We start from the raw sequence: 24,913 nt of genomic DNA, 5'->3' as shown, positions 1-24,913 counted from the left end.
ATGCCGCCTATCGTATGGTGCGCTGCCTTGCCCCGCCCACCAGAACACGGAAGCCATGCACCTGACTTTCAGCGCCTACTACACCCTGATCTTCGCCGCCCTCGTCCTTTTGCTGGGCAAATGGCTGGTGCAGCACCTGCGCCTGCTGCGCGAATTCAACATCCCCGAGCCCGTGGCCGGCGGTCTGGTCGTCGCCGTCGCCCTGTTCGTGCTCAACCAAACCCTGGGCTACACCTTCAGCTTCAGCAGCGAGCTGCAGATGGCCTTCATGCTGGTGTTTTTCTCATCCATCGGGCTGAGCGCCGATTTCGCCAAGCTGCGCGAAGGCGGCCGTTCGCTGCTGCTGTTCCTGGCCGTGGTCGCCGTCTTCATCGGCCTGCAGGACCTGGTGGGCGTAAGCCTGGCCACGATGCTCGGGCTCGACCCGCTGTTCGGGCTGATCGCAGGCTCCGTCACCCTGACGGGCGGCCATGGCACGGCAGGCGCCTGGGGCCAGGTTTTCGAGCGCGAGTACGGCATCCAGGGCGCGGTCACGCTGGGCATTGCCTGTGCCACCTTCGGACTGGTGATCGGCGGCCTGATCGGCGGCCCGCTGGCCAAGGCCCTGATCACGCGCCGCAGGCTTGCCGTGCACGACCCCGCAGCCGCCCCCGAAAAACAGCCCCCGCTGGGCGAAAGTGCAAGCCATGGCGGCTTCGAGAACCCCGAGCAGACGCGCCTGATCACCACCAGCGCGGCCATAGAAACACTGGCCCTGTTCGCAGGCTGCCTGGGCTTTGCCGAGTTCATGGCGCAGTTCACCGCCGGCACCCTGTTCTCCCTGCCCACCTTCGTCTGGGCGCTGGCAGGTGGCGTCGTGATCCGCAATACGCTGGACTATGTCTTTCACTTCCAGGTATTCGACCGGGCCATCGACGTCTTCGGCAATGCCTCGCTGTCCATCTACCTGGCCATGGCCCTGCTGTCGCTCAAGCTGTGGGAGCTGGCGGGGCTGGCGGCGCCGCTGATGGTGATCCTGGCGGCCCAGACCCTGGTGATGGGCCTGTATGCCGCGCTGGTGACCTTCCGCATCATGGGCAGCAACTACGATGCGGCCGTGCTAGCCGCCGGCCACTGCGGTTTCGGCATGGGTGCCACGCCCACGGCCGTGGCCAACATGCAGGCCATCACCAACCAGTACGGCCCCTCGCACAAGGCCTTCCTCATCGTGCCGATGGTGGGCGCCTTCTTCGTCGACATCGTCAATGCCACGGTGATCCAGCTGTTCATACGCTGGCTGCACTGACCACTACGAACACCGAACGCACCATGCCCCTGCTGCGCCGCGCCCTTGCCACCACCCAGGCGCTCGTCCTGACCCTGCTGCTGGCAGGCTGCAGCCTGCCGCCGCTGGCTGGCCGCAGCGAATCCACGGCGCTGCCGCCCGAGGCCGCACAGGCCACGCTGCTGGGCCAGGCGCTGGCACCGCTGCTGGACCAGCATCCGGGGCTTACCGGCATCCACGCGCTTTCCGATGCACGCAACGCCTATGCGGCGCGTGCCCTGCTGGCCCGCGTGGCCCAGCGCACGCTGGATGTGCAGTACTACATCTGGCGCGGCGACACCACGGGCCACCTGCTGCTCGACGAACTGCGCCGCGCCGCCGACCGGGGCGTGCGCGTTCGCCTGCTGCTGGACGACGGCGGCACGGCAGGACTGGACACCCAGCTCGGCGCCCTGGACCAGCATCCGCAGATCGAGGTGCGGCTGTTCAACCCCTTTGCCCAGCGCACGCCCAAGGCGCTGGGCTATGTCACGGATTTCTCGCGCACCCAGCGGCGCATGCACAACAAGAGCTTCACGGCCGACAGCCAGGCCAGCATCGTGGGCGGCCGCAACATAGGCGACGAGTACTTCGCGGCCACCGACGGCGTGCTGTTCGCCGACCTGGACGTGGTGGCCATGGGGCCGGTGGTGGCCGACATTTCACATGCTTTCGACCAGTACTGGGCCAGCGCGTCGGCCTATCCCGCGGCCAGCCTGCTGCCGCCGCTGCCCGACTATGCGGTGGCGCGCGCCTACGAGGCCCTGGCCACCGAAGTGCAGCGCCCCGAAGCCCAGGCCTATGTGCGCGCCGTGGCGCAAAGCCCGTTCACGCGCGAGCTGCTGGCCGGCCGCCTGCCACTGCAATGGGCCCGCGCCACCCTGGTCAGCGACGACCCGGCCAAGGTGCTGGGCCAGGTGCCCAAGGAGGGCCTGCTGATCACCCAGCTGACCCCGGCCATCGGCCAGCCACAGCGCCAGCTGGACCTGGTCTCGCCCTACTTCGTGCCCACCGAGGCCGGCGTGCGCGCCCTGGCCGGCCTGCGCCGCCAGGGCATTGCCGTGCGCGTGCTCACCAACAGCCTGGAGGCGACCGACGTGGCCGTGGTCCATGCCGGCTATGCCCGCTACCGGCGCCCGCTGATCGAGGAAGGCGTGCAGCTGTACGAGCTGCGCCGGCAGATCGGCACGCAGGACGACGAACCCAGCCCAGGCCCGCGTTCGCCCGCAGCGGCATCGGCAGGGAAAGCGGGGGTGGGCTCAGGCAGCCGCCCCGGCAGCTCGGGCTCCAGCCTGCATGCCAAAACCTTTGCGGTCGATGGCGAGCGCATCTTCGTGGGCTCGTTCAACTTCGACCCGCGCTCGGCCCACCTCAACACCGAGATGGGCCTGCTGATCGACAGCCCCGAGATGGCTTCGCAGATGAGCCGCATGCTCGACCAGAGCCTGCCGTCCGCCGCCTACCACGTGCAGATCGATGCACAGGGCCGCCTGAGCTGGACCACGGAAAGCGGCACGCCGCCTGAGCCACTCACCACCACCACCGAGCCCGGCAGCAGTGCATTCAAGCGCCTGATGCTGCGCGTGCTGGGCTGGCTGCCCATCGAGGGGCTGCTTTGATGCCGGGCCCTGCCGCTCAGTCCAGCCGGATCGACGGGCGCAGGCGCGAATTCATCAAATCGATCAGCCACAGCAGCCCGCCGCGCCAAAAGCCGTAGATGCGGGCCTGGTGCGAGCGGTACAGCATGATGTGGCTCAGCATGGCCATGCGCCCGCGGATCACGCCGCCGTTGAACAGGCCGAATTTGCCCAGCGATCCATAGGCGTCGTAATGGGCCAATGACACCAGGGCGCCAAAGTCGCGGTAGGCAAAGCCTTCGGGACGGAAACCCGGCTCCTTCAGCAGGCGCGGCAGCGTCTCCACCAGATAGCGGGCCTGCTGGTGCGCCACCTGGGCGGTGGGCGGCAGCGGCACGCTGGCGCCGGGCAGGGTGAAGCTGGCGCAATCCCCCACGGCGTAGACATGGGGGTCGCTGGTCTGCAGCTGGCCGTTGACCTTGAGCTGGTTGCCTTGCGTGGTCTCCAGTCCCAGCTGCGCCAGGAAGGCCGGGGCCTTCACGCCCGCTGCCCAGACGCGCAGGCCTGCGGGGACGAACTCGCCGCTGGCCAGAACGAACCCCTCTTCGCTGGCCGACTGCACGCGGCCGTTGACGATCACCGAAACGCCCAGGGCCTGCAGGCGCAGGCGCGTGGCTTCGGAAATCTCTTCAGGAAAACCGGGCAGCAGGCGCGGCCCGGCCTCGATCAGCACGATGCCGAAGCGCGCGGCCTCGCCCAGCGCGCCGTAGGCGCGGGCGCTCTCGGCCAGCTGCACCAGCTCTGCCGCCAGTTCCACGCCCGTGGCGCCGCCGCCCACGATGGCCACGCGCAGCTGCTCGCCGCTGGTCATGCAGCGCACCATGCGCAGGCGGATCTCGCTGTTGAAGGCATCGGCCTTGCGGCGCGAGTCGATCATGAAGCAGTGCTCGTCCACGCCCGGCGTGCCGAAATCATTGGCGCCGCTGCCCACGGCGATCACCAGCCTGTCGTAGGCAATGCGCCGGCCCGGCACGATCTCGCGGCCATCAGGCGCCTCGATGGGGGCCAGCAGCACCTCGCGGGCCTCGCGGTCCAGGCCGCACATCTCGCCGGGCTGGTAGGCAAAGCTGGCGTCGCTGGCCTGGGCCAGGTAGGTGGTCTGCTGCTGGGCCAGGTCGCGCGTGCCGGCGGCAATGGTGTGCAGCATGGGCTTCCAGACATGGGCCGAATCGCTGTCCACCAGGGTCACCGAGCCGATGGCCCCCGTGCGCCCCTTGCCCAGCGCCGTGGCAATCTCCAGCCCCGCCACGCCACCGCCCACGACGACGATGCGCGCCCCGCCCGATGCCGTTGCCGAACCCGCTTCTTGTTCCTTGCCCATTGCTGCTCCCTGCCGGAAGGCCCGGCCGGCCGCACCATGCGCCGGCTTGCAGGACATTCGCTTCCAGACAGTCTTGATTCTTGTCAGTTTGGGTAGCAGGCGACTTGCTAGGGGTAAGCCCCAGATCTGCAACAGATATCTGATAGAAGACCGTCGATCACACCGAGCAGGGTCTTGTACAGGACCGCGCCGCAGGAAAAACATCACCTCTGTCGGATGGCCAGCCGGACCTGATCATTGCGCTATCAACACAAGAGCATCCGCCCCGTCCGTCACGCAGCATCGCCGACGACATGACGGCCTGCATCTGCAGGCCTGCACGAATGCCCCGCTGCCGGGCCCGCGATTTGCGATTGTCAATATACGAAACGTATATTCCCCGTATGATCGCCACCCCATGGGAATCGTCAAAATATCCGACCAATTGCACGACCAGATCCGCCTGTCCAGCGCGGCCCTGGGTCGATCCATCAACGCCCAGGCCGAGCATTGGCTGCGTGTCGGCCAGTTGGCCGAACACCATCCCCATCTCGACTACGCAGGCATCTGCGCCCTGCTGCTGCAAGAGGCCGCGGCCACGCTGAAGCTGGGCGAGCCCGAAGCGGCGCCGGCTCCCGCCGATACGGCAGCACGCCGCCCGCGCCCCGTGCGCCTGTCGGAAGGCCTGCAATGAGGGGCGCCAAGCTGCGCAGCGTCCCGCTGCACGATGCCCTCGATATCGGGCAATCACGCAAGGCCGGTGGCCTGGCCGCCCGCGTCCTGCAGATGCTGGTGCCCCACGTGCAGCCGGGCGTCAGCACCGAGCACCTGGACAGGCTCTGCCATGACTTCATCGTCGACGAACTGCGCTGCGTGCCCACCAACGTGGGCTACCACGGCTTTCCGAAGACGGTCTGCACCTCGCCCAACCACGTGGTCTGCCACGGCATCCCCGACGCCCGTCAGATCCTGCGCGAGGGCGACATCCTCAATGTCGATGTGGCCGTGACCACGCCCGACGGCTGGATCGGCGACACCAGCCGCATGTACTACGTGGGCCAGCCCTCCAACCAGGCGCGCCGCCTGGTGGAGACCACCTACGAGGCCCTGCTGGCCGGCATCCGCGCCGTGCGCCCCGGCGCCACGCTGGGCGACATCGGCCATGCCATCCAGACCGTGGCCCAGCGCGAGCGCTTCAGCGTGGTGCGCGAGTACTGCGGCCACGGCATCGGCAAGGTCTACCACGACGACCCCCAGGTGCTGCACTACGGCCAGCCCGGCCAGGGCATGGTGCTGGAGGCCGGCATGATCTTCACCATCGAGCCCATGCTCAACGCCGGCAAGGCGGCCACGCGCGAACTGGCCGACGGCTGGACGGTGATCACCAACGACAAGTCGCTGTCCGCCCAGTGGGAGCACATGGTGGTGGTGACCGACACGGGCTTCGACGTGCTCACGCGCTGGCCCGAGGGCACGGGCAGCTACGCGGCCATCTGAGCATGGCGTCCAACTACCTGTACCTGGGCCTGGCCATCGTCGCCGAGGTGGCGGCCACCTCCTGCCTCAAGCAGTCCGAAGGCTTCACGCGGCTGTGGCCCAGCGTGGTCACGGTCCTGGGCTACGCGCTGGCCTTCTACTTCCTGTCGCTGACGCTGCGCACCGTGCCCACGGGCGTGGCCTACGCGATCTGGTCGGGCGCGGGCATCGTGCTGATCTCGCTGGTCGGATGGCTCTGGCAGGGCCAGACGCTGGACCTGCCCGCGCTGGCGGGCATGGGCCTGATCGTGGCGGGCGTGCTGGTCATCCAGCTGTTTTCCAAGACGGCCGGACACTGAGCCGCTGCCCGCGCTGCGGCCTGGCCATCAGCCCGTGATGGCCTGGACCGATCCGGCCTGGCGGCGCAGTTCGAACTTCTGGATCTTGCCCGTGCTGGTCTTGGGCAGCTCGCCAAAGACCACGGCGCGCGGCACCTTGTAGCCGGCCAGGTGCTTCTTGCAGTGGGCCACGATGTCTTCGGCCGTGGTCTGCGCGCCGGCCTTCAGCTCGATGAAGGCGCAGGGCGTCTCGCCCCACTTGGGATCGGGCTTGGCCACCACGGCGGCGGCCAGCACGGCCGGGTGGCGGTAGAGCACGTCCTCGACCTCGATGGACGAGATGTTCTCGCCGCCCGAGATGATGATGTCCTTGCTGCGGTCCTTGATCTGTATATAGCCATCCGGATGCTGCACGGCCAGGTCGCCCGTGTGGAACCAGCCGCCGCGGAAGGCCTCGTCCGTGGCCTGCGGGTTCTTCAGGTAGCCCTTCATGGCGATGTTGCCCTGGAACATGATCTCGCCCATGGTCTGGCCGTCATGGGGCACGGGCTCCATGGTCTCGGGATCGAGCACGCTGGCCGAGCGCTGCAGGTGGTAGCGCACGCCCTGGCGGGAATTGAGGCGTGCGCGTTCGCCGATGTCCAGCGCATCCCAGGCTGCGTGCTTGGCGCAGACCGTGGCCGGGCCGTAGACCTCGGTCAGGCCGTAGACATGGGTGATGTCGAAGCCCAGCTGCTCCATGCCCTCGATCATCGACGCCGGCGGCGCCGCGCCCGCCACCATGGCCTTGACTCCGGCGGGCACGCCCTCCTTCATGGCGGCCGGCGCATTGACCAGCAGGCCGTGCACGATGGGCGCGCCGCAGTAATGCGTGACGCCGTGGTTGCGGATGGCGTCGAAGATGGCCTGGGCCTCCACCCGGCGCAGGCAGACATTGACCCCCGCCCGTGCCGCCACCGTCCACGGAAAGCACCAGCCGTTGCAATGGAACATGGGCAGGGTCCACAGGTAGACGGCGTGCTTGGGCATGTCCCACTCCAGCACATTGCTGATGGCATTGATGGCCGCCCCCCGGTGGTGGTAGACCACGCCCTTGGGGTTGCCCGTGGTGCCGCTGGTGTAGTTCAGCGCAATGGCGTCCCACTCGTCGGCGGGCAGCTGCCAGTCGAAACCGGCATCGCCGCCGGCCACGAAATCGTCGTAGTCCAGGCTGCCCACATGCTCGGCGGCCGGGCCGTACAGCGCGTCCTCGACCTGGATCACCAGCAGCGGCGCGCTGCGCTGGCGCAGCTTCAGCGCCTTGGCCACCACGCCCGTGAACTCCGGGTCCACGATCAGCACCTTGGCCTCGCCATGGTCCAGCATGAAGGCGATGGTTTCCGCATCCAGCCGCGTGTTCAGCGCATTGAGCACGGCCCCCGCCATGGGCACGCCGAAATGCGCCTCCACCATGGGCGGCGTATTGGGCAGCATCACGGCCACGGTGTCGTTCTTGCCCACGCCCGCCTTGTGCAGGCTGCTGGCCAGTTGGCGGCAGCGCGCATAGGTCTCGCCCCAGTTGCGGCGCAGCGTGCCGTGGACCACGGCCAGCCGCTCGGGATAGACCTCGGCCGTGCGGGCGATGAAGCCCAAGGGGCTGAGCGGCGCATGGTTGGCGCTGTTGCGGTCCAGGTGCTGGTCGTATATGTGGGTCATCGTGGTCTCCGGTTCGCTGGGGTTCTTGGTGTGATGCAGGTCTGCCATTGCAGACTGGCGAAACCTGAAGATATAGCAAGACAGGCTTACACAAGCTTGATGCGCGACCACCGGGCGCGCCACCGCACAGGCCCGGATAACCAAAGCGGCATGCATGGTCTTTGCAGGGCATCACAACTTTCAGAATTTCATGGAAATTGAAAATACTCATGCAAAACAATCACTTGACCAGCCTGCAGACGCGCCTCCGACTGTCCCCCAGGCGACTACACAACCACAGTCCTCTATAAGACATCATTTATCAGATGACTCGGCCGCACGGCCCCGGCTTCACTCGTAGAATCGCCGCTTGGATTCGCCGGCCAGCGCCGCTGGAAGGCGAACAAGGAGTTCCTAGAGGAGTCGCCTGGCAACGCTCCAGGCATCGTTGGAGACGAGCCTGCACCCCACCGGTGCAGGCTTTTTTTTGCTTCAGCGCAGGCTCAGGGACTGGCGCTTCCAGGCCGGGTCCTGCCAGCGCTGGAACAGCGGCAGGGCAGACACATCGCCGGTCACGCGCTCGGTGGCCAGGCCGTCCAGCCGCACCACTTCGAAGCTCTTGCGGTAGCGGCCCTGGCCACGGGCCTCGCGCGCCACCAGCATCAGCTGGCCGCCAGGCACCCAGCCCGCCCATTCGGCCACGCCGGTCTCCGGCGCGGTGGCGGCGGGGGGAAGCACATCGGCCAGCCAGCCGCCTTCGGTCTTGCGCAGCACCCACAGTTCGCGCCAGCCTTCCAGCGGCTGCACGGCCAGGGCCACGGCCGTGCCCTCGCGGTTGGTGCTGGCCGATGCAGCCCACACCACTCCATAGGTGCAGCGGCGCAGCAAAGGGGCCTTGGCGCCATGATGGGCGTCCACCAGCAGCACGCAGGTTTCGCCGGGAGCACCGGGCTCGGTCAGCAGCGTCGGGCGGGCTCCGGCAGCAGGAGCCGCAGCAGCAACAGGCGCCAGCGCCCAGCGCACGGCGCTCACCCGCATGGCCGCGTCGTTGTAAGCGCTCTGGTCTTCATCGGGCAGCTCGGACTTGCTGACGCCCGTGAACTCGGCCAGCGCCCGGGCGGCCGATGCAGCCACGGCAGGGTCGGCCATGCCTTTGCGCGCCTGCTGAAAGGCCAGCGCGCCCCACACGCTGGCGCGGCGCATCTGCACGCGGCCGCGCAGGTAGGGCGGCAGGCCGGTCACATCCACGCGCTCCAGCACATCGGCCTGCCAGGCGTACAGGCGGGCGCGCTCATGGGCCGGCAGATCGGGGTCCACGCATTCGGGCCGTGTCAGCGCCAGGGCGGCGCGGGCGCGCTGCGGCGCGTCGGCGGCGGGCATGGCCAGCACGCGGCGGAAGAATTCGCCTTCATAGCAGACCTGCATGCGGCCTTCGACCTCATAGGTCGCAAAGCGCAGGCCGTAGCCGTTGGCCACATCCAGGTGGGCCGACAGCGTGGCGCCCGAGGCCTTGCCGGGCGCAGCGGCGGAGGCGCGCCGCGCCAGCCGGTCGGCAAAGCCGCCCAGTGCGTCGAAGGCCTGCGCGCCTTCGGCGCCAGCCAGGGTCCTGGCGGGCGCGGCCTGCAGGTAGGCGGCCGCCAGGCCGATGCCCAGCGCCTCGGCACCGGGCGTGTCCTGCACGAAGCGCAGCACGGCCAGCAGCGCGGGGGCATCGGCCTCTGTCAGGGCCACACGGCGCACATCGCTGGCGCGGATGAAGCCGCCGCGCTCGCGCTTGTGGTCCCAGACCTGGAGGTAGTCCAGGCGTTCGCCCCTGATCTCCAGCACCTCGCCCTGCCACAGGCTGGCCTGCTGCTGGGCGCCATCGCGCGGCGCGGCGCGCAGGCTGGCCTGGTCCTGCACCACGATGGCGCTGCCCATGCCGGTGGCCAGCGCTGCGGCGGCCAAGGTCGATACGGTCAGCATGGCTTATTGCTCCTGAACGGCTGCGTTGGCATCTTCGGCCGCCACGGAGGCTGCGCCGGCCTGTGCATTGCGGCTGCCGCCCAGCAGGGCCGCGCCGATGAAGTCGCCATTGGTCGGCGGGGGCGCGATGATGACCTGGATCTTGTCCGAGAGCTTGTCGGCCAGCGTCTTCTGGATGAGCAGCGGGTAGCGCGTGACCAGGGTACCTTCGCGCGCCATCTGCTCGGCGTTGACCTTGCCCAGGCGGTCCATGCGGAAGGCCTCGGCCTCGGCCAGCTTCTGGCGTGCATCGGCTTCGCCATTGGCCTCGATGCGGCGGGCCTGGGCGCTGCCCTCGGCAGCTTTCACGCGGGCCACGCGCTCGGCCTCGGCCTCCAGCTGGCGCTGCTCGATCTGGCGCTGCTTGAAGGGCAGCACATGCTTCATGGCCTCTTCCTGGGCACGCGCCGCAATCACCTGCTCGCGTGCGGCGGCTTCGGCGGCCACTTCGCGGCGCACCTTGTCGGCATTGGCGTCCAGCTCGGTTTCCTTGACGCGCTTGTCCTTGAGCTCCAGCGTGTAGCGCATCTTCTCGGAGGCCAGTTCCTCGGCCAGCAGGCTGTCCATGCCGCGGCGGTACTCGGCGGGCAGGTCCACCTTGCCGATCTGGATGCTGCGCAGCGTCACGCCGTCGGCCGCCAGGCGCGTGCGCAGTTCGGTTTCCATGATCTGGGCGATCTCGGCACGCTTGGTCGAGAAGATCTCGCGCACGGTGTAGCGTGCGAACACCTTGTAGACCAGGCCCTGCACGGCGGGCTCCACGATGTCGCCGCCTATGTCCAGAGGCAGGTTGCCGGCCTTGACGGCGGGCGATGCGGGATCAAGCGCATAGCGGACGTTCAGGTCCAGACCCAGGGACAGGCCCTCGACCGACTGCAGGGGTGCGCTGCCATTGGCCTGGCGCATGGCCTCCGGACGGTAGCTCTGGTCGCGCAGGGAGAACACGCGCACCGTGTGCAGGCCCGGCACCACCCACACGCTGCCATCGCGCCACAGGCTGACGGAGCCCGTGAACTGGTTCAGGCGCACGCCCAGCGTGCCCTGCTCCAGGTGCTGCACGGGCGGGTTGCGCACCACCACCAGGCCGGCTGCCACCACCACGACGCCGATGGCCAGCCAGCGCACGGTACGTGCCGTGGGCAGCAGGACTGCCCAGTCCACGGGCTGGCGGCGGGGCGCGTTGCCCGGCAGCGTGCCGGCGTCGGCTGCAGGCTCGGAGGAATCGGCAGGGCCGGCTCCGTCCAGGCGGGCGGACTTGCGACCCGTCAGGGCCTGCATGATGCGGTTCCAGGTGGCTTTCATGGTGTTCTCTCTCTCGGCTGTGATGGCTGTTGTTGGCTGTTGTTGGCTGTTTCTGAGGCACCGGAAACAGGGGTGGCTCATTGAGGACCGATTGTTCGGATCCACCCCGGAAGCAACAACGCAGCGCACGGACCAAAGCGCTCACACCGGCGGCGCAAACGCTCCGGCCCTGGAAGAAAAACTCACACCCGGGCCGGCGCAGGGCCGAGATAATCCCGCGAACACCGCCACGGCGGCCTCCCCGACCCCACCCCTGCACAGCCCCATGACCCGTATCGCCGTGATCGAAGACGACCTGCCCACCAGCAACCAGTTGGCGGGATGGATACGCAGTGCGCGCAGCGGCATCGTGATCGACCAGTGGTTCACGCGCGACGAGGCCGAGGCCGCCCTGGCGCGCGAGCACTACGACGCCGTGGTGCTGGACATCGAGCTGGGCCGCGAGCGCCATGCCGGCGTGGCGCTGATCAACGCCATCAACAAGCTGGGCCAGGGCACGCCGGTGCTGGTGGTGTCGGCCATGCCGGCCGCCATCTACCGCAGCATCATGAAAGCGCTGGACGCCTGGGACTACCTGCAAAAGACCACCTTCGAGGAGGCCGACTTCATCGAGACTTTCCTCGACATCCTGCGCACCACGCAGCGCGCGGCGCCCGTGGCCGCGCAGGCCGCCGCAGCGCCCGCAGGCGATGCCCTGGTGCTGGACCCCCTGTGGCAGCGCACGCCCACCTGGCGCGGCGAGCGCATCAACCTGCCGCTGACGGCCCAGCGTATCCTGGCCACGCTGCACCAGCGCAGCGGCGAAGTGGTGTCCTACGACGAGCTGTTCGAGGTGGTCAAAAGCGGCCGCAACCGCGACAACGTGCGCAAGCACGTCAGCACCATCCGCGAGGCCCTGCGCGAGGTGGACCCGGGCTTCGAAGGCATAGAGAACGTGCCCATGCGCGGCTTTCGCTGGGTGGGCCAGGCCGGCGCCGCCGCCCGCGCATGAAGCGCCTGCTCAACCCCAAACTGGAGCTGCCCCGGCTGGAAGTTCCGCGCCTGGGCCTGGCCGCCTTCCGCCAGCGCATCCTGCTGCGCGGCGTGTTCGTGCTGCTGGCCGTGGCCACGGTGGCGCTGAGCGTGGTGGTGCTCAAGGACGAGAAGGAACGCGCCTGGCAGGCCTACCAGCACGGCTTTGTGCGCAGCCAGGCCGAGGTCATGGCGCGGCTGCGCCATCCTTCGGGCCGGCTGGCCCTGCTCAACGCCGGCCACCTGGGCCAGGGCGTGACACCGCTGGCGCCGCTGCTGCTGCCCTACGCGGCCATCGACTTCGACGATCCGCAAAAGTCCCAGCAGGCCGTGGAGATGGCCGGCTGCTCGGTGCAGTATCCCGATGGCGCCTCGCTGTGCGCGGCCATCGGCAACAATCCCTACGCAGGCGGCTTCATCTATCTGGTGGGCAGCTTCTTCGCAGGCGAGCTGACACCGCGCGAGCGCGGCTCGCGCGAGCCCGCCCAGGCGCACCGCGCCCGCATCACGCTGGACATGCGCGGCAGCACCTACCGCTGGATCGCCCCCTATGAGGCCATGCCGCAGCAGGGCAGCAGGGCCGGCAACGGCGAGCACGGCCGGCTCACCGGCTTTGTGGACAACGGCACGCCCCAGCTTGACGCCCGCGCGCGGCCCGTGCGCGATTTCCGTGGCTGGCTCTGGCAGAACGGCCATTGCCGCGACCTGCCTCCTGGCGTGCAGGGCCATGCGGGCAATGACAAGACGCCCCCTGCAGCCGATTGCCTGCGCCGCACGCACTACTCCATCCGCCTGCCGGTCGAGCTGTTCCGCGAGGCCCTGTTCCGCAGGGACGTGCGCCCCGTCTGGCCGCCCGAAGACCTGGGCAGCATGCGTGTGCGCGTGGAAATGCTGGCCCCGGGCGAGGCGGCCGCGCCCCTGTTCGACAGCAATGCGCCGGGGGCGCAGCTGGCCGCCTCGCTCAACGACATCTCGCGCAGCCTGCTGCCCGGCGAGCGCGTGCAGATCCGCAAGGTGGGTGCCGACGAGGCCAGCGCCATCACCCTCAAGGGCGTGGATGTGCAGGCCGCGCCGTCGGCGCCCTGGCTGCTGCGCCTGATCAGCTGGCTGCCGCTGGATGCAGCCGGCGTCTCCGCCGCCACCATGACCCCGGCCGTGCCCACGGGCCAGGACATTCTGGACACGCCCACGGGCAACTACACCGTCAGCTTCACCGGCCACCCGCGCGATGTGGAGCAGGGCCTGGCCGCCGTGGCCACGCGCCTGTCCTGGTACCTGGGCGCCATGCTGGCCGCCATTGCGCTGGCCTGGCTGATCGTCGAGCTGGGGCTGATCCGCCGCGTGACCGCCCTCACCCGGCGCGCCGCCGCCGTCTCCTACAACGTGCAGGACGGCCATGTCGGGCCACGCCTGGGCGATCTCGAAGTGTCGGACCTGCGTGGTTCCGACGAGCTGGGCATTCTGGCCGGCGGCCTGGCCGACCTGCTGCAGCGCGTGAAGGACGACCTGCAGCGCGAGCAGCTGCGCGCCCAGCAGGAACGCGACATGTGGCATGCCGTGGGCCACGAGATCATGTCGCCCCTGCAATCGCTGATGGTGCTGTACGGCCCCGACGACCCCGGCCACCGCTATGTGCAGCGCATGCAGCAGGCCGTGCATGTGCTCTACGGCACGGCATCGCCGGCCGAGGCGCTGCAGGCCGCCACCGTGCCGGAGGGCCGGCTGGACCTGGACGCCTTCCTCAGCCACGTGGCGGCCAACGCGCACTATGCGGGCATTGCCGATGTGGTCTACGAAGGCGGGAACAAGAGCGGGAGCGCGGGAGCCGCCGGCGCCGTGATCGTGCGCGCCGACGAATTTGCTCTGGAGGACGTGGTCACCCACATCCTGCGCAATGCCGACAGCTACCGGCCGGCCGGCACGGCCATCACGCTGTCGCTGTCGGCCTCCGAGTCCACCGCCAGCGCCACGCTGCACAACCAGGGCGCCACCATTGCGGAGGACCTGCTGGAGCGCATCTTCGAGCTGGGGGTGTCCGCGCCCCAGGAGCCTTCTGCCGCCAGCGGCGCCGAGCACCGGGGACAGGGCCTGTTCGTGGCCAGGACCTACATGGCCAAGATGGGCGGCACGATCAGGGCCCACAACACGCGCGATGGCGTGGCCTTCACGCTGACCTTCCAGCGCCTGGGCTGAGGGCCGGGCGCTGCCGGCCAGTGCCCCCGGGGCACGGCCGGATGGCCCCGCGAAGGCACAATACGCGGGTGTCCATTCCCCAATCGTTCATCCAGGAGTTGCTCGCGCGCGTCGACGTGGTCGACATCGTGGGCCGTTACGTACAGCTCAGGAAGGGCGGCGCCAACTTCATGGGCCTGTGCCCTTTCCACAGCGAGAAGTCGCCTTCCTTCACCGTCAGCCCCAGCAAGCAGTTCTATCACTGCTTCGGCTGCGGCAAGAACGGCAACGCCATCGGTTTTCTGATGGACCATGCCGGCATGGGCTTCGTCGAAGCGGTGCAGGATCTTGCCGGCCAGGTTGGCCTGCAGGTGCCGCAGGACGACATCAGCCCGGCCGAGCGCGAGCGCCAGGCCGCCCAGAAGCAGAAACAGGCCACCCTCACCGACGTGCTGGAAAAGGCCGGCGAATCTTTCCGCAAGCACCTGAAGGCCTCTCCCCAGGCCATCGACTACCTCAAGCGCCGCGGCGTCTCGGGCGAGACCGCCAGGCGCTTCGGCCTGGGCTATGCGCCCGCCGGCTGGCGCAACCTGGCCAGCGTGTTTGCGCATTACGACGATCCGCAGCTCGAAGAATCGGGCCTGGTCATCGTCGGCGAGGACGACGGCAAGCGCTACGACCGCTTCCGCGACCGGCTGATGTTTCCCATCCGCAACGTCAAGGGCGAGTGCATAGGCTTCGGCGGCCGCGTCTTCGGCGACGAGAAGCCCAAATACCTGAATTCGCCCGAAACCCCGGTGTTTCACAAGGGGCGCGAACTCTACGGCCTGTTCGAGGCCCGCACCGCCCTGCGCGACATGGGCTATGCGCTGGTCACCGAAGGCTATATGGACGTGGTGGCCCTGGCCCAGCTGGGCTTTGCCAACGCCGTCGCCACGCTGGGCACGGCCTGCACGCCCGATCACATTCACAAACTGTTTCGATTTACTGACGCCGTCGTTTTCAGCTTCGACGGCGACGGGGCGGGCCGGCGCGCCGCGCGCAAGGCGCTCGATGCGGCCCTGCCCTATGCCAGCGACACGCGCAGCGTCAAATTCCTCTTCCTGCCCGCCGAACACGACCCGGACAGCTTCATCCGCGAATACGGCAGCGAAGCCTTTGCCCGCTACGTGGGCGACGCGCTGCCGCTGAGCCGCTTTCTCATCGAGGCGGCCAGCGAAGGCTGCGACCTGGGCCAGGCCGAAGGCCGTGCCCACATGGCCAGCAATGCCCGCCCCCTGTGGACGGCCCTGCCTGACGGCGCGCTCAAGCGCCAGCTGCTGGGCGAGATCGCCGAACTCGTGCAGCTCGATGCGCGCGACCTCTCCGACCTGTGGTCGCAGGAAGCCGCTCGCAGCGCCCCGGCGCGGGGCTCCATGGCCGGCGGTGCTTCCCATCCGGGCCAGCAGGCCGGCCATGCACCGGCCGCGCCCGACTGGGGCCAGCCTGTCGAATACGGCGCGCCTTCGGGCTGGCACGAGCGTGGCGGCCATGGAAGCGGCGCGGGCGGCTGGCGCAGCGGCGAGCCCGGGCGCGGCGGCAAAAAGCCCTGGCCGCGCAAACCCTGGGACAAGAATGGCCGGGCCGACTTCAACCCGCCCCCCATGGGCCCGCGTGGCGCGCCAGCCACACGCACCGACCAGGCGGCACGCCTGCTCATGGCGCACATGGAATTCATGGAAGAACTCACCCACGAGGACTTCGAGGCATTGGCGCACTGCTCAGGCGAACATGGCGCCATGTTCCGCTGGATGGAGGCACAGTTCCAGGAATCCGGGGCCCGGCCCTTTGCCGTGCTGCGCGAACAACTGCGCGGCCTGCCTCACGAAACGCTGGCAGACAGGCTCATGAGCGGCCCCCACGCGCACCCCGAGGGCGAACTGCCCGAGCTGCGCCGTGAGTTGCGTGATGTCCTCAATCGCATGGTCATCGTCCACATCAAGGCTCAGATCGACGAAGCCTTGCGCGACATGGCACGGGACCCCAGCGCCGCCCAGCGCTATCGCGATCTCTTTGCCCGACAGCAGGCCCTGGAAAACCAGATGCGCACTTCCTCTTGAAATCGAGGTAAGCAGATATAATTGGGGGCTATCGGCAAGAGCGACAGCAGCACCTCCGGACCGGGCCCCGTGACGAACTCACGTGATTGCAGCAACTGCACGGCCCAATTTCCCGCAAGGACTGCACACCAAATGATCGCCCAGACATCTTGCCTGGAATATGTACGCTTCCCTGGCGGGCCTAGTCCGTCCGCGCGCGCTTAGGCGGCGCTTGTTTGAGTTTCCCTTTGTGTGTGTTCGCTCCCGACCGTGAGGTGCTCATGCCCGTTTCAAAGTCCGTGAAGTCCAAGCAGGCCCCCGAAGCTCCAGCGAAGCCCAAGACTTCGACAACCTCTTCAGCCCCGGCCGTCAAGGCCGGTGCCGGCAAAGCCGCTGCAGGACCGAAGAGCGCCGCATCTGCGGCCAAAGCAAAGAAAGATACCGACGTGGTAACCAAGTCCCAAGCCGAACTCAAAGCCATGGCCGACGAACTGCTCGCCGCCGCGACGCCCAAGCGTGGCCGCAAGAAGGCAGCCGAAGGCGACGACGCCCCCGCCCAGACAGAAAAGAAGCCTGCTGCCGCCAAGAAGGCGCCGGCCAAGGCCGCCACTTCCACCGCTGCAGCCAAGACCCCCGCCAAGCGCGGCCGCAAGCCCAAGGCCAAGGAAGCGGGCGACGACATGGACGACGCCGACCTGTCGGACATCGATGGCGACATCGATGGCGAAGTGGAAGGCGAAGTCGAGACCGAAGTGGAAGTCGAGGTCGAGGCCTCCTCGGCCCCGGCTGAAAAGGTCAAGCCCCTGCGCATGAAGATCAGCAAGGCCAAGGAACGTGCCTTGATGAAGGAATTCGGCCTGGACGAAACCGTCCTGACCGAAGAGGAAATGTCCACCCGCCGCCAGCGCCTGAAGGCGCTGATCAAGCTGGGCAAGACGCGCGGCTACCTGACGCACAGCGAAATCAACGACCACCTGCCCGACAAGCTGGTCGATGCCGAGACGCTGGAAGTCGTGATCTCCATGCTCAACGACATGGGCGTGGCCGTCTACGAGCAGACCCCCGACGCGGAAACCCTGCTGCTGAACAACACGGGCCAGTCCGCCACCACCGAAGAGGAAGCCGAGGAAGAGGCCGAAGCCGCCCTGTCCACGGTGGACTCCGAATTCGGCCGCACCACCGACCCCGTGCGCATGTACATGCGCGAAATGGGCACGGTGGAGCTGCTGACGCGCGAAGGCGAGATCGAAATCGCCAAGCGCATCGAAGGCGGCCTGATGGACATGATGGAGGCCATCTCGGCCTCGCCCGCCACCATCGCAGAAATCCTGGCCATGTCCGAGGAAATCCGCGAAGGCAAGGTCGTCATCTCCACCATCGTCGACGGTTTCGTCAACGCCAATGAGAACGACGACTACGTGGCCGAAGAAGACTTCGACGAATACGACGAAGAGGACGACGACGACGGCAAGGGCGGCTCCAAGGCACTGACCAAGAAGCTCGAAGAACTCAAGAACGAGGCGCTGCGCCGCTTCGACGCCATGCGCGAGAACTTCGACAAGATGCACAAGGTGTACGACAAGGAAGGCTACGGCACGCCCACGTACATCAAGGTGCAGAAGGCCCTGACCGAAGAGCTGATGACCATCCGCTTCACGGCCAAGACCATCGAGAAGCTGTGCGACCTCGTGCGTGCCCAGGTCGATGACGTGCGCAAGAAGGAACGCGAGCTGCGCAAGATCATCGTGGACAAGTGCGGCATGCCGCAGGAAACCTTCATCGCCCAGTTCCCGCCCAACCTGCTGAACCTGCAGTGGGTGGTGGAGCAGGTCGCGGCGGGCAAGCCCTGGAGCAGCGTGCTGGAGCGCAATGTCCCGCCCGTGCAGGAACTGCAGCAGAACCTGATCGACCTGCAATCGCGCGTGGTCGTGCCGCTGGACGAGCTCAAGCGCATCAACAAGCGCATGAACGACGGCGAGCGCGCCAGCCGTGACGCCAAGAAGGAGATGATCGAGGCCAACCTGCGCCTGGTGATCTCCATCGCCAAAAAGTACACGAACCGTGGCCTGCAGTTCCTGGACCTGATCCAGGAAGGCAACATCGGCCTGATGAAGGCCGTGGACAAGTTCGAATACCGTCGCGGCTACAAGTTCTCGACCTATGCCACGTGGTGGATCCGCCAGGCCATCACGCGCTCGATCGCCGACCAGGCGCGCACCATCCGCATCCCGGTGCACATGATCGAGACCATCAACAAGATGAACCGCATCTCGCGCCAGCATCTGCAGGAGTTCGGCTTCGAGCCCGACGCGTCCATCCTGGCGGCCAAGATGGAGATCCCGGAAGACAAGATCCGCAAGATCATGAAGATCGCCAAGGAGCCGATCTCCATGGAAACGCCGATCGGCGACGACGACGATTCGCACCTGGGCGACTTCATCGAGGACACCAACAACACCGCTCCCGTGGACGCCGCCATGCAGGCCGGCCTGCGCGACGTGGTCAAGGACATCCTCGACGGCCTGACCCCGCGCGAAGCTAAGGTGCTGCGCATGCGCTTCGGCATCGAAATGTCCACCGACCACACGCTGGAAGAAGTGGGCAAGCAGTTCGACGTCACGCGCGAACGCATCCGCCAGATCGAGGCCAAGGCCCTGCGCAAGCTCAAGCATCCGAGCCGCTCGGACAAGCTGCGCAGCTTCATCGACTCGCTGTAAGGCGCTGTGGATGCCGCCCCCCCGGGCCGGCAACCGCCCCCTGGAAAGCCCCGCACTCCCCTGCGGGGCTTTTTGTTTGTGGCCGGCCATCTGCCGGGCAGGGCGATGGTGGCGCGATAGACTGCCGCCTTTGTCTGCAAGGGCATCAGCATGGCTCTCGAAATCGAACGCAAATACCTTGTGGCCGACCCCGGCGTCGTGACCGGCCTGACCGGCGTGCGCATGGCGCAGGGATACATCGCCGACAACGGCATGTGGGTGCGGGTGCGCATCGCCGGGGACGCCGGATTTCTCACGCTCAAGGGGCCGGCACGCGGCATGAGCCGCGCCGAATTCGAATACCGGATTCCGCTGGCCGACGCCGAGACGCTGCTGGCCCAGCACTGCGCGCATGGCGCACTCGAAAAGGTGCGCTACATCGTGACGGTGGACGGCTTCGACTTCGAGGTCGATGTATTCGAAGGCCCGCTGGCCGGGCTGGTCACGGCCGAGATCGAACTGGCCAGCGAGGATATCCAGCCGCCCTCGCCCGCCTGGCTGGGAGCGGAGGTCACCGCGGATCTTCGCTACAGCAACGCGCAACTGGCCAAGACCCGGCAGGTGCCTTCACCGGCCGTGCTGCCGGGCTGATGCAGGACGGCCTTGTGGACGCCCCGGGGCTACGGGGGGCTACACGGGGCCACCAGGGGGCGACAGAGGCCGCAGGGACTGACTGCCGGAACTTCCTGCGCTGTGCAGCGGCTCAGCCGCCGGCCCGGTCCAGGGCCATCGTCTGCACGCGCAGTTCGCAGCCCTCGCGCAGCGGCTGCAGCCCGCCCACAGGCCGGAAGCCGTTCGCCAGGTACAGGCGCATGGCGGGAGAGTCGGCATCGGTCACACCCAGCCGCACACGCTGCATGCCCTTGTGCCAGGCCCAGGCGACGGCCTGGGCCAGCAGGGCCTGGCCCGCACCCCGGCCACGCACGGCGGGATCGACCCACATCTGGAAGAGATCGGCCACGCCGGGCTCGGGGGCACACAGCTTGCACCAGAGCAGGCCGCAGGCCTGGCCGCCGTTGACGGCGAAGAGCACCCTGTCCCTGCCGCCGGCAACGGCGGCCTGCAGCCGCGCAGCCCAGTCCGCGTCAACCCTTGCGGCCTCCGACTCCCAGGTGCTGCCGAAGGCGTCGGGTGCATCGCGCAGGGCACGCAGGCGGATATCCCGGTACTGCGGCCATTCATGGGGTTCAACGGGGCGGATGGAGATCATGGTGCATCCTTAGGCAGACAAAAAAGGGTTGGCGTCGGGAGCCAAGGCGGCGCCCGGCCGGATGGTCCGGCCCGGGCCTCAGCGCCGGCCATGCCGGGCTCCGAGCACTGCCAGCATGCGGAAGAAGGCTGCGCCTATCTCTTCCTCGGAAACGCAGGCGTACCCCAGCAGCAGGCCACGCCGCCGGTGCGGACCCGCGTAGTAGCGCGACAGCGGCTTGACGAAGATGCCGGCCTGCCGGAGGTCCTCGGCGAGCACGACATCATCGTCCTGCCCGGGCAGCTGCATCACGAAATGCAGCCCCGCGCCGCTGTCCACCCAGGGCAGGTGGTCGGCGCCCAGATAGCGCTCGATCAAGGCCATCAGCATGCGGCGGCGCTTGCCGTAGAGCAGGCGCATCTTGCGGATGTGGGCGGCGTAGTGGCCTTCCACGATCAGTTCGGCGATGACCTGCTGCGGCAGCTGGTGACCCTCTCGGTACAGCTCGGAATGGATGCGGCGCAGCGGCTCGGCCAGGGTCGGGGGCAGCACCATGTAGCCCATGCGCAGTCCCGGGTAGAGGGTCTTGCTGAAGGTGCCTATGTAGATGACGGGCGCGTCCTCCTCCATGCCCTGCATGCTGGGCACAGGGCTGCCGGAGAACCGGAATTCGCTGTCGTAGTCGTCCTCGACGATCCAGGCACCCACCCGGCGCGCGTAGGCGATCAGCGCGCGGCGCCGCGCCATGCTCATGACGGCACCCAGCGGGTACTGGTGCGAGGGAGTGACGAAGATCAGCCGCGGCACGGGCAGGCCGTCCGGCAGATGCATGCCCTCCTCGTCCACTGGCACGCTGTGCAGGCTCAGCCCGTGCTGCATGCGCAACACGTTGGCGATGCCCCAGTAGCCCGGCTCCTCCATCCAGACGCAGTCGCCAGGGTCGGCAAGGCTGCGCACCACCAGGTCGATGGCCTGGTGCACGCCTTCTGTGATCAGCACCTGGTCGGGCGCGCAGTTCACCGAGCGCGCCACGCGCAGGTGCTCGGCCAGCGCCTGCTTGAGCGCCTCCACGCCGCCGCGCGTGCCATAGGTGAGCAGCTGCGGCCCGGCGTGTCGCAGCAGGCGGTTGTGGATGCGCGCGTAGGCGGCGCGCGGGAACTGCGTCACGTCGGGCACGCCTGGCATGAAGGCGCCCCATTGCTGCTCCGAAGCCTGGGCGGTTTTCAGCAAGGCCTGTGCCTGCACGGACAGGCCGCCGCCAGGCGCAGGCGCTGCGGCGGCAGCGCGGCGGGCGGGTGCACGTCCGCCGCTCAGCAGCATGGCCGCAGGCAGGGTGTCGACCACCTGCGTGCCACGCCCGACCTGGCTGCGCACATAGCCCTCCACCTGCAGCTGCTCATAGGCATGGTTGACGGTGTTGCGCGACACATCCAGCTCGCGGGCCAGGTCGCGCGAGGCCGGCAGGCGGCTGCCCGGCAACAGGGCCCCGCTGTCCACGGCCTGGCGCAGCGCCAGGTACAGGGCCCGGTTCAGGCGGACGCGGTCCCCGCCCAGCCCGCGCCAGTCCATCTGGAGGATGAGGTCCGCGCACACGGAAGGTTTTGCCATGTCTGCCTTGCCTGCGTTGCCTGCGTTGCCTGCCTTGTGGAAGCGATGGTGGCGAACTCGATTGGCACCATCATCTTTTCAAAAGATGGCTCCATTCATGGAACCAATCGCCACTATAACCGTAAGCATTGCAGCCACCTCAACGGAGACCTTCTCATGTCCAGCGCCGCCACCAACGACACCACCAGAGCCTCGTCCGTCAACCAGCAACTCCAGAGCCGGCGCACCGCCGCCATGCCGCGCGGCGTGGGCGTGATGTGCGGCTTCCACGCCGTGCAGGCCGACAACGCCTTGCTGACCGATGCCGAGGGCCGCCAGTACATCGACTTCGCGGCCGGCATTGCCGTGCTCAACACGGGCCACCGCCATCCGCGCGTGGTGCAGGCCGTGCAGCGCCAGCTGGAGTGCTTCACGCACACGGCCTTCCAGATCGTTCCCTATGAAAGCGCCATTGCACTGGCTGAGCGCATCAATGCACTGGCGCCCATCGACGGCCCGGCCAAGACCGCCTTCTTCACCACGGGCGCCGAGGCGGTGGAAAACGCCGTCAAGATCGCCCGCCATGCCACGGGCCGCTCGGCCGTGATCGCCTTCCAGGGCGCCTTCCACGGCCGCACCCAGCTGGGCATGGCGCTGACGGGCAAGGTGGCGCCCTACAAGCAGGGCTTCGGCCCCATGCCGGGCGAAGTCTTCCACGCGCCCTTTCCCAGCGATGTGCAGGGCATCAGCGTGCAGCAGTCGCTGGACGCCATTGCCATGCTGCTCAAGACCTCGGTGGACCCGCAGCGCGTGGCAGCCATCATCGTGGAGCCCGTACAGGGCGAAGGCGGCTTCAACCCCGTGCCTGCCGCGCTGTTCACGGGCCTGCGCCAGCTGTGCGACCAGCACGGCATGCTGCTGATCGCCGACGAGGTGCAGACCGGCTTTGCACGCACGGGCAAGCTGTTTGCCATGGAGCACTACAGCGTGCGGCCCGACCTGATCACCATGGCCAAGAGCCTGGGCGGCGGCCTGCCGATCTCGGGCGTGGTCGGCCGCGCGGCCATCATGGACGCACCCCATCCCGGCGGCCTGGGCGGCACCTACGCCGCCAACCCGCTGGCCGTGGCCTCTGCCCATGCCGTGCTCGATGTGATCGATGAAGAGCGCCTGTGCGAGCGGGCCCTGGCACTGGGCAGCCAGCTGCGCTCGCGCCTGCAGGCATTGCAGACGCAGGATGCCGGCATCGCCGAAGTGCGCGGCCTGGGCTCGATGCTGGCCGTGGAATTCCACATTCCCGGCAGCGGTGCGCCCGACGCGCAGCGCGTGGCCGCCATCGTCCAGCGTGCGCAGCAGCAAGGCCTGCTGCTGCTGACCTGCGGTCTGTACGGCAACGCCATCCGCTTTCTCTATCCGCTGACGATTCCAGAGCCGCTGTTCGGCAAGGCGCTGGACATCATCGCCAACGCCATCACCCAGACCGCGCCCCAGCCGGTCGCGGCCTGAATCCATTCCACAGCCTGAGCCTTCCCGCACCATGAGTCTTTCACTGCAACGCCCCGATCTGTTCCGCCAGGCCTGCCTGCTTGCCCAGGGCTGGCACCCCGTGGGCTCCGGCCCCGCCATCGATGTCTTCAATCCCGCCACCGGCGAACGCCTGGGCCAGGTACCCGCCCTGCAGGCCGGCGAGGCCGAGGCCGCCATTGCCGCCGCACAGCGCGCCCTGCCCGCCTGGGCCGCGCTGACGGGCAAGCAGCGCGCCGGCATCCTGCGCCGCTGGTTCGACCTGATGCTGGCGCACCAGGACGATCTGGCGCGGCTGATGACGCTGGAGCAGGGCAAGCCCCTGGCCGAGGCGCGCGGCGAGATCGCCTATGCGGCCTCCTTCATCGAATGGTTTGCCGAGGAAGGCAAGCGCGTGGACGGCGAGCTGCTGCAGTCGCCCAACGCAGGCCAGCAGCTGCTCACGCTGCGCGAGCCCATTGGCGTGTGCGCCGCCATCACGCCCTGGAATTTCCCGGCCGCCATGATCACGCGCAAGGCCGGCCCGGCGCTGGCCGCCGGCTGCACCATGCTGGTCAAGCCGGCAGAAAGCACGCCCTTCACGGCCCTGGCCCTGGCCGTGCTGGCCGAGGAGGCCGGCATTCCCGCCGGCGTCTTCCAGGTGCTGACCGGCCATCCGCAGGACATCGGCCAGGCACTGACGCAAAGCCCCGTGGTGCGCAAGCTCAGCTTCACGGGCTCCACGGCCACCGGGCGGCTGCTGATGCGCCAGTGCAGCGACACGGTCAAGAAGCTGTCGCTGGAGCTCGGCGGCAATGCACCGTTGATCGTGTTTGACGATGCCGATATCGACCAGGCCGTGGCCGGCATCGTGGCCTCCAAGTTCCGCAACGCCGGCCAGACCTGCGTGTGCGCCAACCGCATCTATGTGCAGGACGGCATCCACGACGAACTGGCCCGCCGCCTGGCCCGTGCCATGGCGGGCTTCAAGGTCGGCAATGGGCTGGAGCCCGGCGTGACCCATGGCCCGCTGATCAACGAGGCGGCCGTGCAGAAGGTGGAAAGCCATGTGGCCGATGCGCTGTCCAAGGGCGCGCGCCTGCTGGCGGGCGGCAGGCGCCCGGTGCCGGGCCAGCTGTTCTTCGAGCCCACGCTGCTGGCCGATGTGAACGACAGCATGCAAGTCTGCGAGGAAGAGACCTTCGGCCCGCTGGCGCCGCTGTTCCGCTTCCATGACGAGGACGAGGTGGTGCGCCGCGCCAACGACACCATCTACGGCCTGGCCGCCTACCTGTTCACCAACGACAACCGCCGCATCTGGCGCGTGTCGCGCGCGCTGGAGTACGGCATGGTGGGCATCAACACCGGCCTGATCTCCAACGAGGTCGCGCCCTTCGGCGGCGTCAAGCAGTCCGGCCTGGGCCGCGAGGGCTCGCGCCACGGCATCGAGGAATACCTGGAGACCAAGTACCTGTGCCTGCAGACGGCATGAGGGTTGCCTGACGTCCGCAATGGCACCCGGCAGGGAAGACGGCATGGGCCTTCGACGGCAGCCTGGCTAGACTGGGCGCCATCAAAGGCCC

18 protein-coding genes are annotated in these 24,913 nt (G+C 68.2%); 12 read left to right on the top strand and 6 right to left on the bottom strand.

Going from position 1 to position 24,913, the window contains the following annotated elements:
* Positions 1–55 precede the first annotated feature (55 nt).
* On the top strand, positions 56–1,285 hold the full coding sequence (gene gltS, locus PO605_RS12830; RefSeq protein ID WP_047468599.1) for a sodium/glutamate symporter: 1,230 nt from the start codon (positions 56–58) through the stop codon (positions 1,283–1,285).
* Between the two features lie 23 nt (positions 1,286–1,308).
* The gene (locus PO605_RS12825; protein ID WP_047468602.1) at positions 1,309–2,922 is read left to right on the top strand and encodes a phospholipase D family protein; all 1,614 of its coding nucleotides are present in this window, start codon (positions 1,309–1,311) and stop codon (positions 2,920–2,922) included.
* Between the two features lie 16 nt (positions 2,923–2,938).
* Here the strand turns inward: PO605_RS12825 and PO605_RS12820 are convergent, their stop codons facing one another.
* Complete coding sequence (locus PO605_RS12820) at positions 2,939–4,261, bottom strand: NAD(P)/FAD-dependent oxidoreductase (RefSeq protein ID WP_043790781.1); 1,323 nt, start codon at positions 4,259–4,261, stop codon at positions 2,939–2,941.
* A 397-nt stretch (positions 4,262–4,658) separates the two neighbouring features.
* Between PO605_RS12820 and PO605_RS12815 the strand changes: the two genes are divergently transcribed.
* The 3 genes from PO605_RS12815 to PO605_RS12805 are packed head-to-tail and all read left to right on the top strand — an operon-like array spanning position 4,659 to position 6,075.
* Positions 4,659–4,934 carry a ParD-like family protein gene (locus PO605_RS12815; RefSeq protein ID WP_016447576.1) on the top strand — a complete coding sequence of 92 codons (276 nt, stop codon included), beginning with the start codon at positions 4,659–4,661 and terminating at the stop codon, positions 4,932–4,934.
* Entirely contained in the window at positions 4,931–5,737 is an 807-nt protein-coding gene (map, locus tag PO605_RS12810; RefSeq protein ID WP_047472033.1) for a type I methionyl aminopeptidase, read from the top strand. The genes PO605_RS12815 and map overlap by 4 nt, the downstream gene beginning before the upstream one ends.
* A gap of 2 nt (positions 5,738–5,739) precedes the next feature.
* A complete protein-coding gene (locus tag PO605_RS12805; RefSeq protein WP_012206837.1) occupies positions 5,740–6,075 on the top strand; it encodes an SMR family transporter in 336 nt (111 codons plus the stop codon).
* Positions 6,076–6,102: 27 nt separating this feature from the next.
* Here PO605_RS12805 and PO605_RS12800 read toward each other — a convergent pair whose 3' ends face one another.
* The 3 genes from PO605_RS12800 to PO605_RS12790 form a co-directional block, all read right to left on the bottom strand.
* Positions 6,103–7,749 carry an acyl-CoA synthetase gene (locus tag PO605_RS12800; protein WP_047472036.1) on the bottom strand — a complete coding sequence of 549 codons (1,647 nt, stop codon included), beginning with the start codon at positions 7,747–7,749 and terminating at the stop codon, positions 6,103–6,105.
* Between the two features lie 471 nt (positions 7,750–8,220).
* Entirely contained in the window at positions 8,221–9,693 is a 1,473-nt protein-coding gene (locus PO605_RS12795) for a hypothetical protein (RefSeq protein ID WP_272206536.1), read from the bottom strand.
* Positions 9,694–9,696: 3 nt separating this feature from the next.
* Positions 9,697–11,034: an SPFH domain-containing protein gene (locus PO605_RS12790; RefSeq protein WP_047470060.1), complete on the bottom strand. Its 1,338-nt coding sequence runs from the start codon at positions 11,032–11,034 to the stop codon at positions 9,697–9,699.
* A gap of 265 nt (positions 11,035–11,299) precedes the next feature.
* Here PO605_RS12790 and PO605_RS12785 point away from each other — a divergent pair, with 265 nt between their 5' ends.
* The 5 genes from PO605_RS12785 (at position 11,300) to PO605_RS12765 (ending at position 19,642) form a co-directional block, all read left to right on the top strand.
* Positions 11,300–12,025: a response regulator transcription factor gene (locus PO605_RS12785; protein ID WP_016447581.1), complete on the top strand. Its 726-nt coding sequence runs from the start codon at positions 11,300–11,302 to the stop codon at positions 12,023–12,025.
* Positions 12,022–14,238, top strand: a complete 2,217-nt coding sequence (locus PO605_RS12780; protein WP_272206535.1) for a sensor histidine kinase — start codon at positions 12,022–12,024, stop codon at positions 14,236–14,238. Before PO605_RS12785 ends, PO605_RS12780 begins: the two co-directional genes overlap by 4 nt.
* A gap of 41 nt (positions 14,239–14,279) precedes the next feature.
* Positions 14,280–16,316 (top strand): DNA primase, encoded by a 2,037-nt coding sequence (dnaG, locus tag PO605_RS12775; protein WP_272206534.1) that lies wholly within the window; start codon positions 14,280–14,282, stop codon positions 16,314–16,316.
* Positions 16,317–16,576: 260 nt separating this feature from the next.
* A complete protein-coding gene (gene rpoD, locus PO605_RS12770) occupies positions 16,577–19,012 on the top strand; it encodes an RNA polymerase sigma factor RpoD (protein WP_016447584.1) in 2,436 nt (811 codons plus the stop codon).
* 150 nt (positions 19,013–19,162) lie between these two features.
* Positions 19,163–19,642: a CYTH domain-containing protein gene (locus tag PO605_RS12765; protein ID WP_016447585.1), complete on the top strand. Its 480-nt coding sequence runs from the start codon at positions 19,163–19,165 to the stop codon at positions 19,640–19,642.
* Positions 19,643–19,754: 112 nt separating this feature from the next.
* On the opposite strand, the gene PO605_RS12760 is transcribed toward PO605_RS12765, so the two are convergent.
* Together PO605_RS12760 and pdxR are read right to left on the bottom strand one after the other, a co-directional pair.
* Entirely contained in the window at positions 19,755–20,261 is a 507-nt protein-coding gene (locus tag PO605_RS12760) for a GNAT family N-acetyltransferase (protein WP_016447586.1), read from the bottom strand.
* A 78-nt stretch (positions 20,262–20,339) separates the two neighbouring features.
* On the bottom strand, positions 20,340–21,848 hold the full coding sequence (pdxR, locus tag PO605_RS12755; protein ID WP_046985635.1) for a MocR-like pyridoxine biosynthesis transcription factor PdxR: 1,509 nt from the start codon (positions 21,846–21,848) through the stop codon (positions 20,340–20,342).
* A gap of 156 nt (positions 21,849–22,004) precedes the next feature.
* Between pdxR and gabT the strand changes: the two genes are divergently transcribed.
* On the top strand, positions 22,005–23,333 hold the full coding sequence (gabT, locus tag PO605_RS12750; RefSeq protein ID WP_047470610.1) for a 4-aminobutyrate--2-oxoglutarate transaminase: 1,329 nt from the start codon (positions 22,005–22,007) through the stop codon (positions 23,331–23,333).
* Positions 23,334–23,364: 31 nt separating this feature from the next.
* The gene (locus tag PO605_RS12745; RefSeq protein WP_047470609.1) at positions 23,365–24,822 is read left to right on the top strand and encodes an NAD-dependent succinate-semialdehyde dehydrogenase; all 1,458 of its coding nucleotides are present in this window, start codon (positions 23,365–23,367) and stop codon (positions 24,820–24,822) included.
* The last annotated feature ends 91 nt before the right edge of the window (positions 24,823–24,913 follow it).

It is taken from the genome of Delftia sp. DT-2, from assembly GCF_028401915.1.
Lineage (GTDB): Bacteria > Pseudomonadota > Gammaproteobacteria > Burkholderiales > Burkholderiaceae_C > Comamonas > Comamonas tsuruhatensis.
The sequence above is the reverse complement of the archived record's forward strand: the minus strand, read 5'-3'. Positions and strand labels throughout refer to the sequence as shown.

Excerpts from the sequence above, each read along its gene's own strand:
- gltS (WP_047468599.1), top strand. The coding sequence starts at position 56 with ATGCACCTGACTTTCAGCGCCTACTACACCCTGATCTTCGCCGCCCTC.
- PO605_RS12825 (WP_047468602.1), top strand. The coding sequence starts at position 1,309 with ATGCCCCTGCTGCGCCGCGCCCTTGCCACCACCCAGGCGCTCGTCCTG.
- PO605_RS12820 (WP_043790781.1), bottom strand. The coding sequence starts at position 4,261 with ATGGGCAAGGAACAAGAAGCGGGTTCGGCAACGGCATCGGGCGGGGCG.
- PO605_RS12815 (WP_016447576.1), top strand. The coding sequence starts at position 4,659 with ATGGGAATCGTCAAAATATCCGACCAATTGCACGACCAGATCCGCCTG.
- map (WP_047472033.1), top strand. The coding sequence starts at position 4,931 with ATGAGGGGCGCCAAGCTGCGCAGCGTCCCGCTGCACGATGCCCTCGAT.
- PO605_RS12805 (WP_012206837.1), top strand. The coding sequence starts at position 5,740 with ATGGCGTCCAACTACCTGTACCTGGGCCTGGCCATCGTCGCCGAGGTG.
- PO605_RS12800 (WP_047472036.1), bottom strand. The coding sequence starts at position 7,749 with ATGACCCACATATACGACCAGCACCTGGACCGCAACAGCGCCAACCAT.
- PO605_RS12795 (WP_272206536.1), bottom strand. The coding sequence starts at position 9,693 with ATGCTGACCGTATCGACCTTGGCCGCCGCAGCGCTGGCCACCGGCATG.
- PO605_RS12790 (WP_047470060.1), bottom strand. The coding sequence starts at position 11,034 with ATGAAAGCCACCTGGAACCGCATCATGCAGGCCCTGACGGGTCGCAAG.
- PO605_RS12785 (WP_016447581.1), top strand. The coding sequence starts at position 11,300 with ATGACCCGTATCGCCGTGATCGAAGACGACCTGCCCACCAGCAACCAG.
- PO605_RS12780 (WP_272206535.1), top strand. The coding sequence starts at position 12,022 with ATGAAGCGCCTGCTCAACCCCAAACTGGAGCTGCCCCGGCTGGAAGTT.
- dnaG (WP_272206534.1), top strand. The coding sequence starts at position 14,280 with ATGGCCCCGCGAAGGCACAATACGCGGGTGTCCATTCCCCAATCGTTC.
- rpoD (WP_016447584.1), top strand. The coding sequence starts at position 16,577 with ATGCCCGTTTCAAAGTCCGTGAAGTCCAAGCAGGCCCCCGAAGCTCCA.
- PO605_RS12765 (WP_016447585.1), top strand. The coding sequence starts at position 19,163 with ATGGCTCTCGAAATCGAACGCAAATACCTTGTGGCCGACCCCGGCGTC.
- PO605_RS12760 (WP_016447586.1), bottom strand. The coding sequence starts at position 20,261 with ATGATCTCCATCCGCCCCGTTGAACCCCATGAATGGCCGCAGTACCGG.
- pdxR (WP_046985635.1), bottom strand. The coding sequence starts at position 21,848 with ATGGCAAAACCTTCCGTGTGCGCGGACCTCATCCTCCAGATGGACTGG.
- gabT (WP_047470610.1), top strand. The coding sequence starts at position 22,005 with ATGTCCAGCGCCGCCACCAACGACACCACCAGAGCCTCGTCCGTCAAC.
- PO605_RS12745 (WP_047470609.1), top strand. The coding sequence starts at position 23,365 with ATGAGTCTTTCACTGCAACGCCCCGATCTGTTCCGCCAGGCCTGCCTG.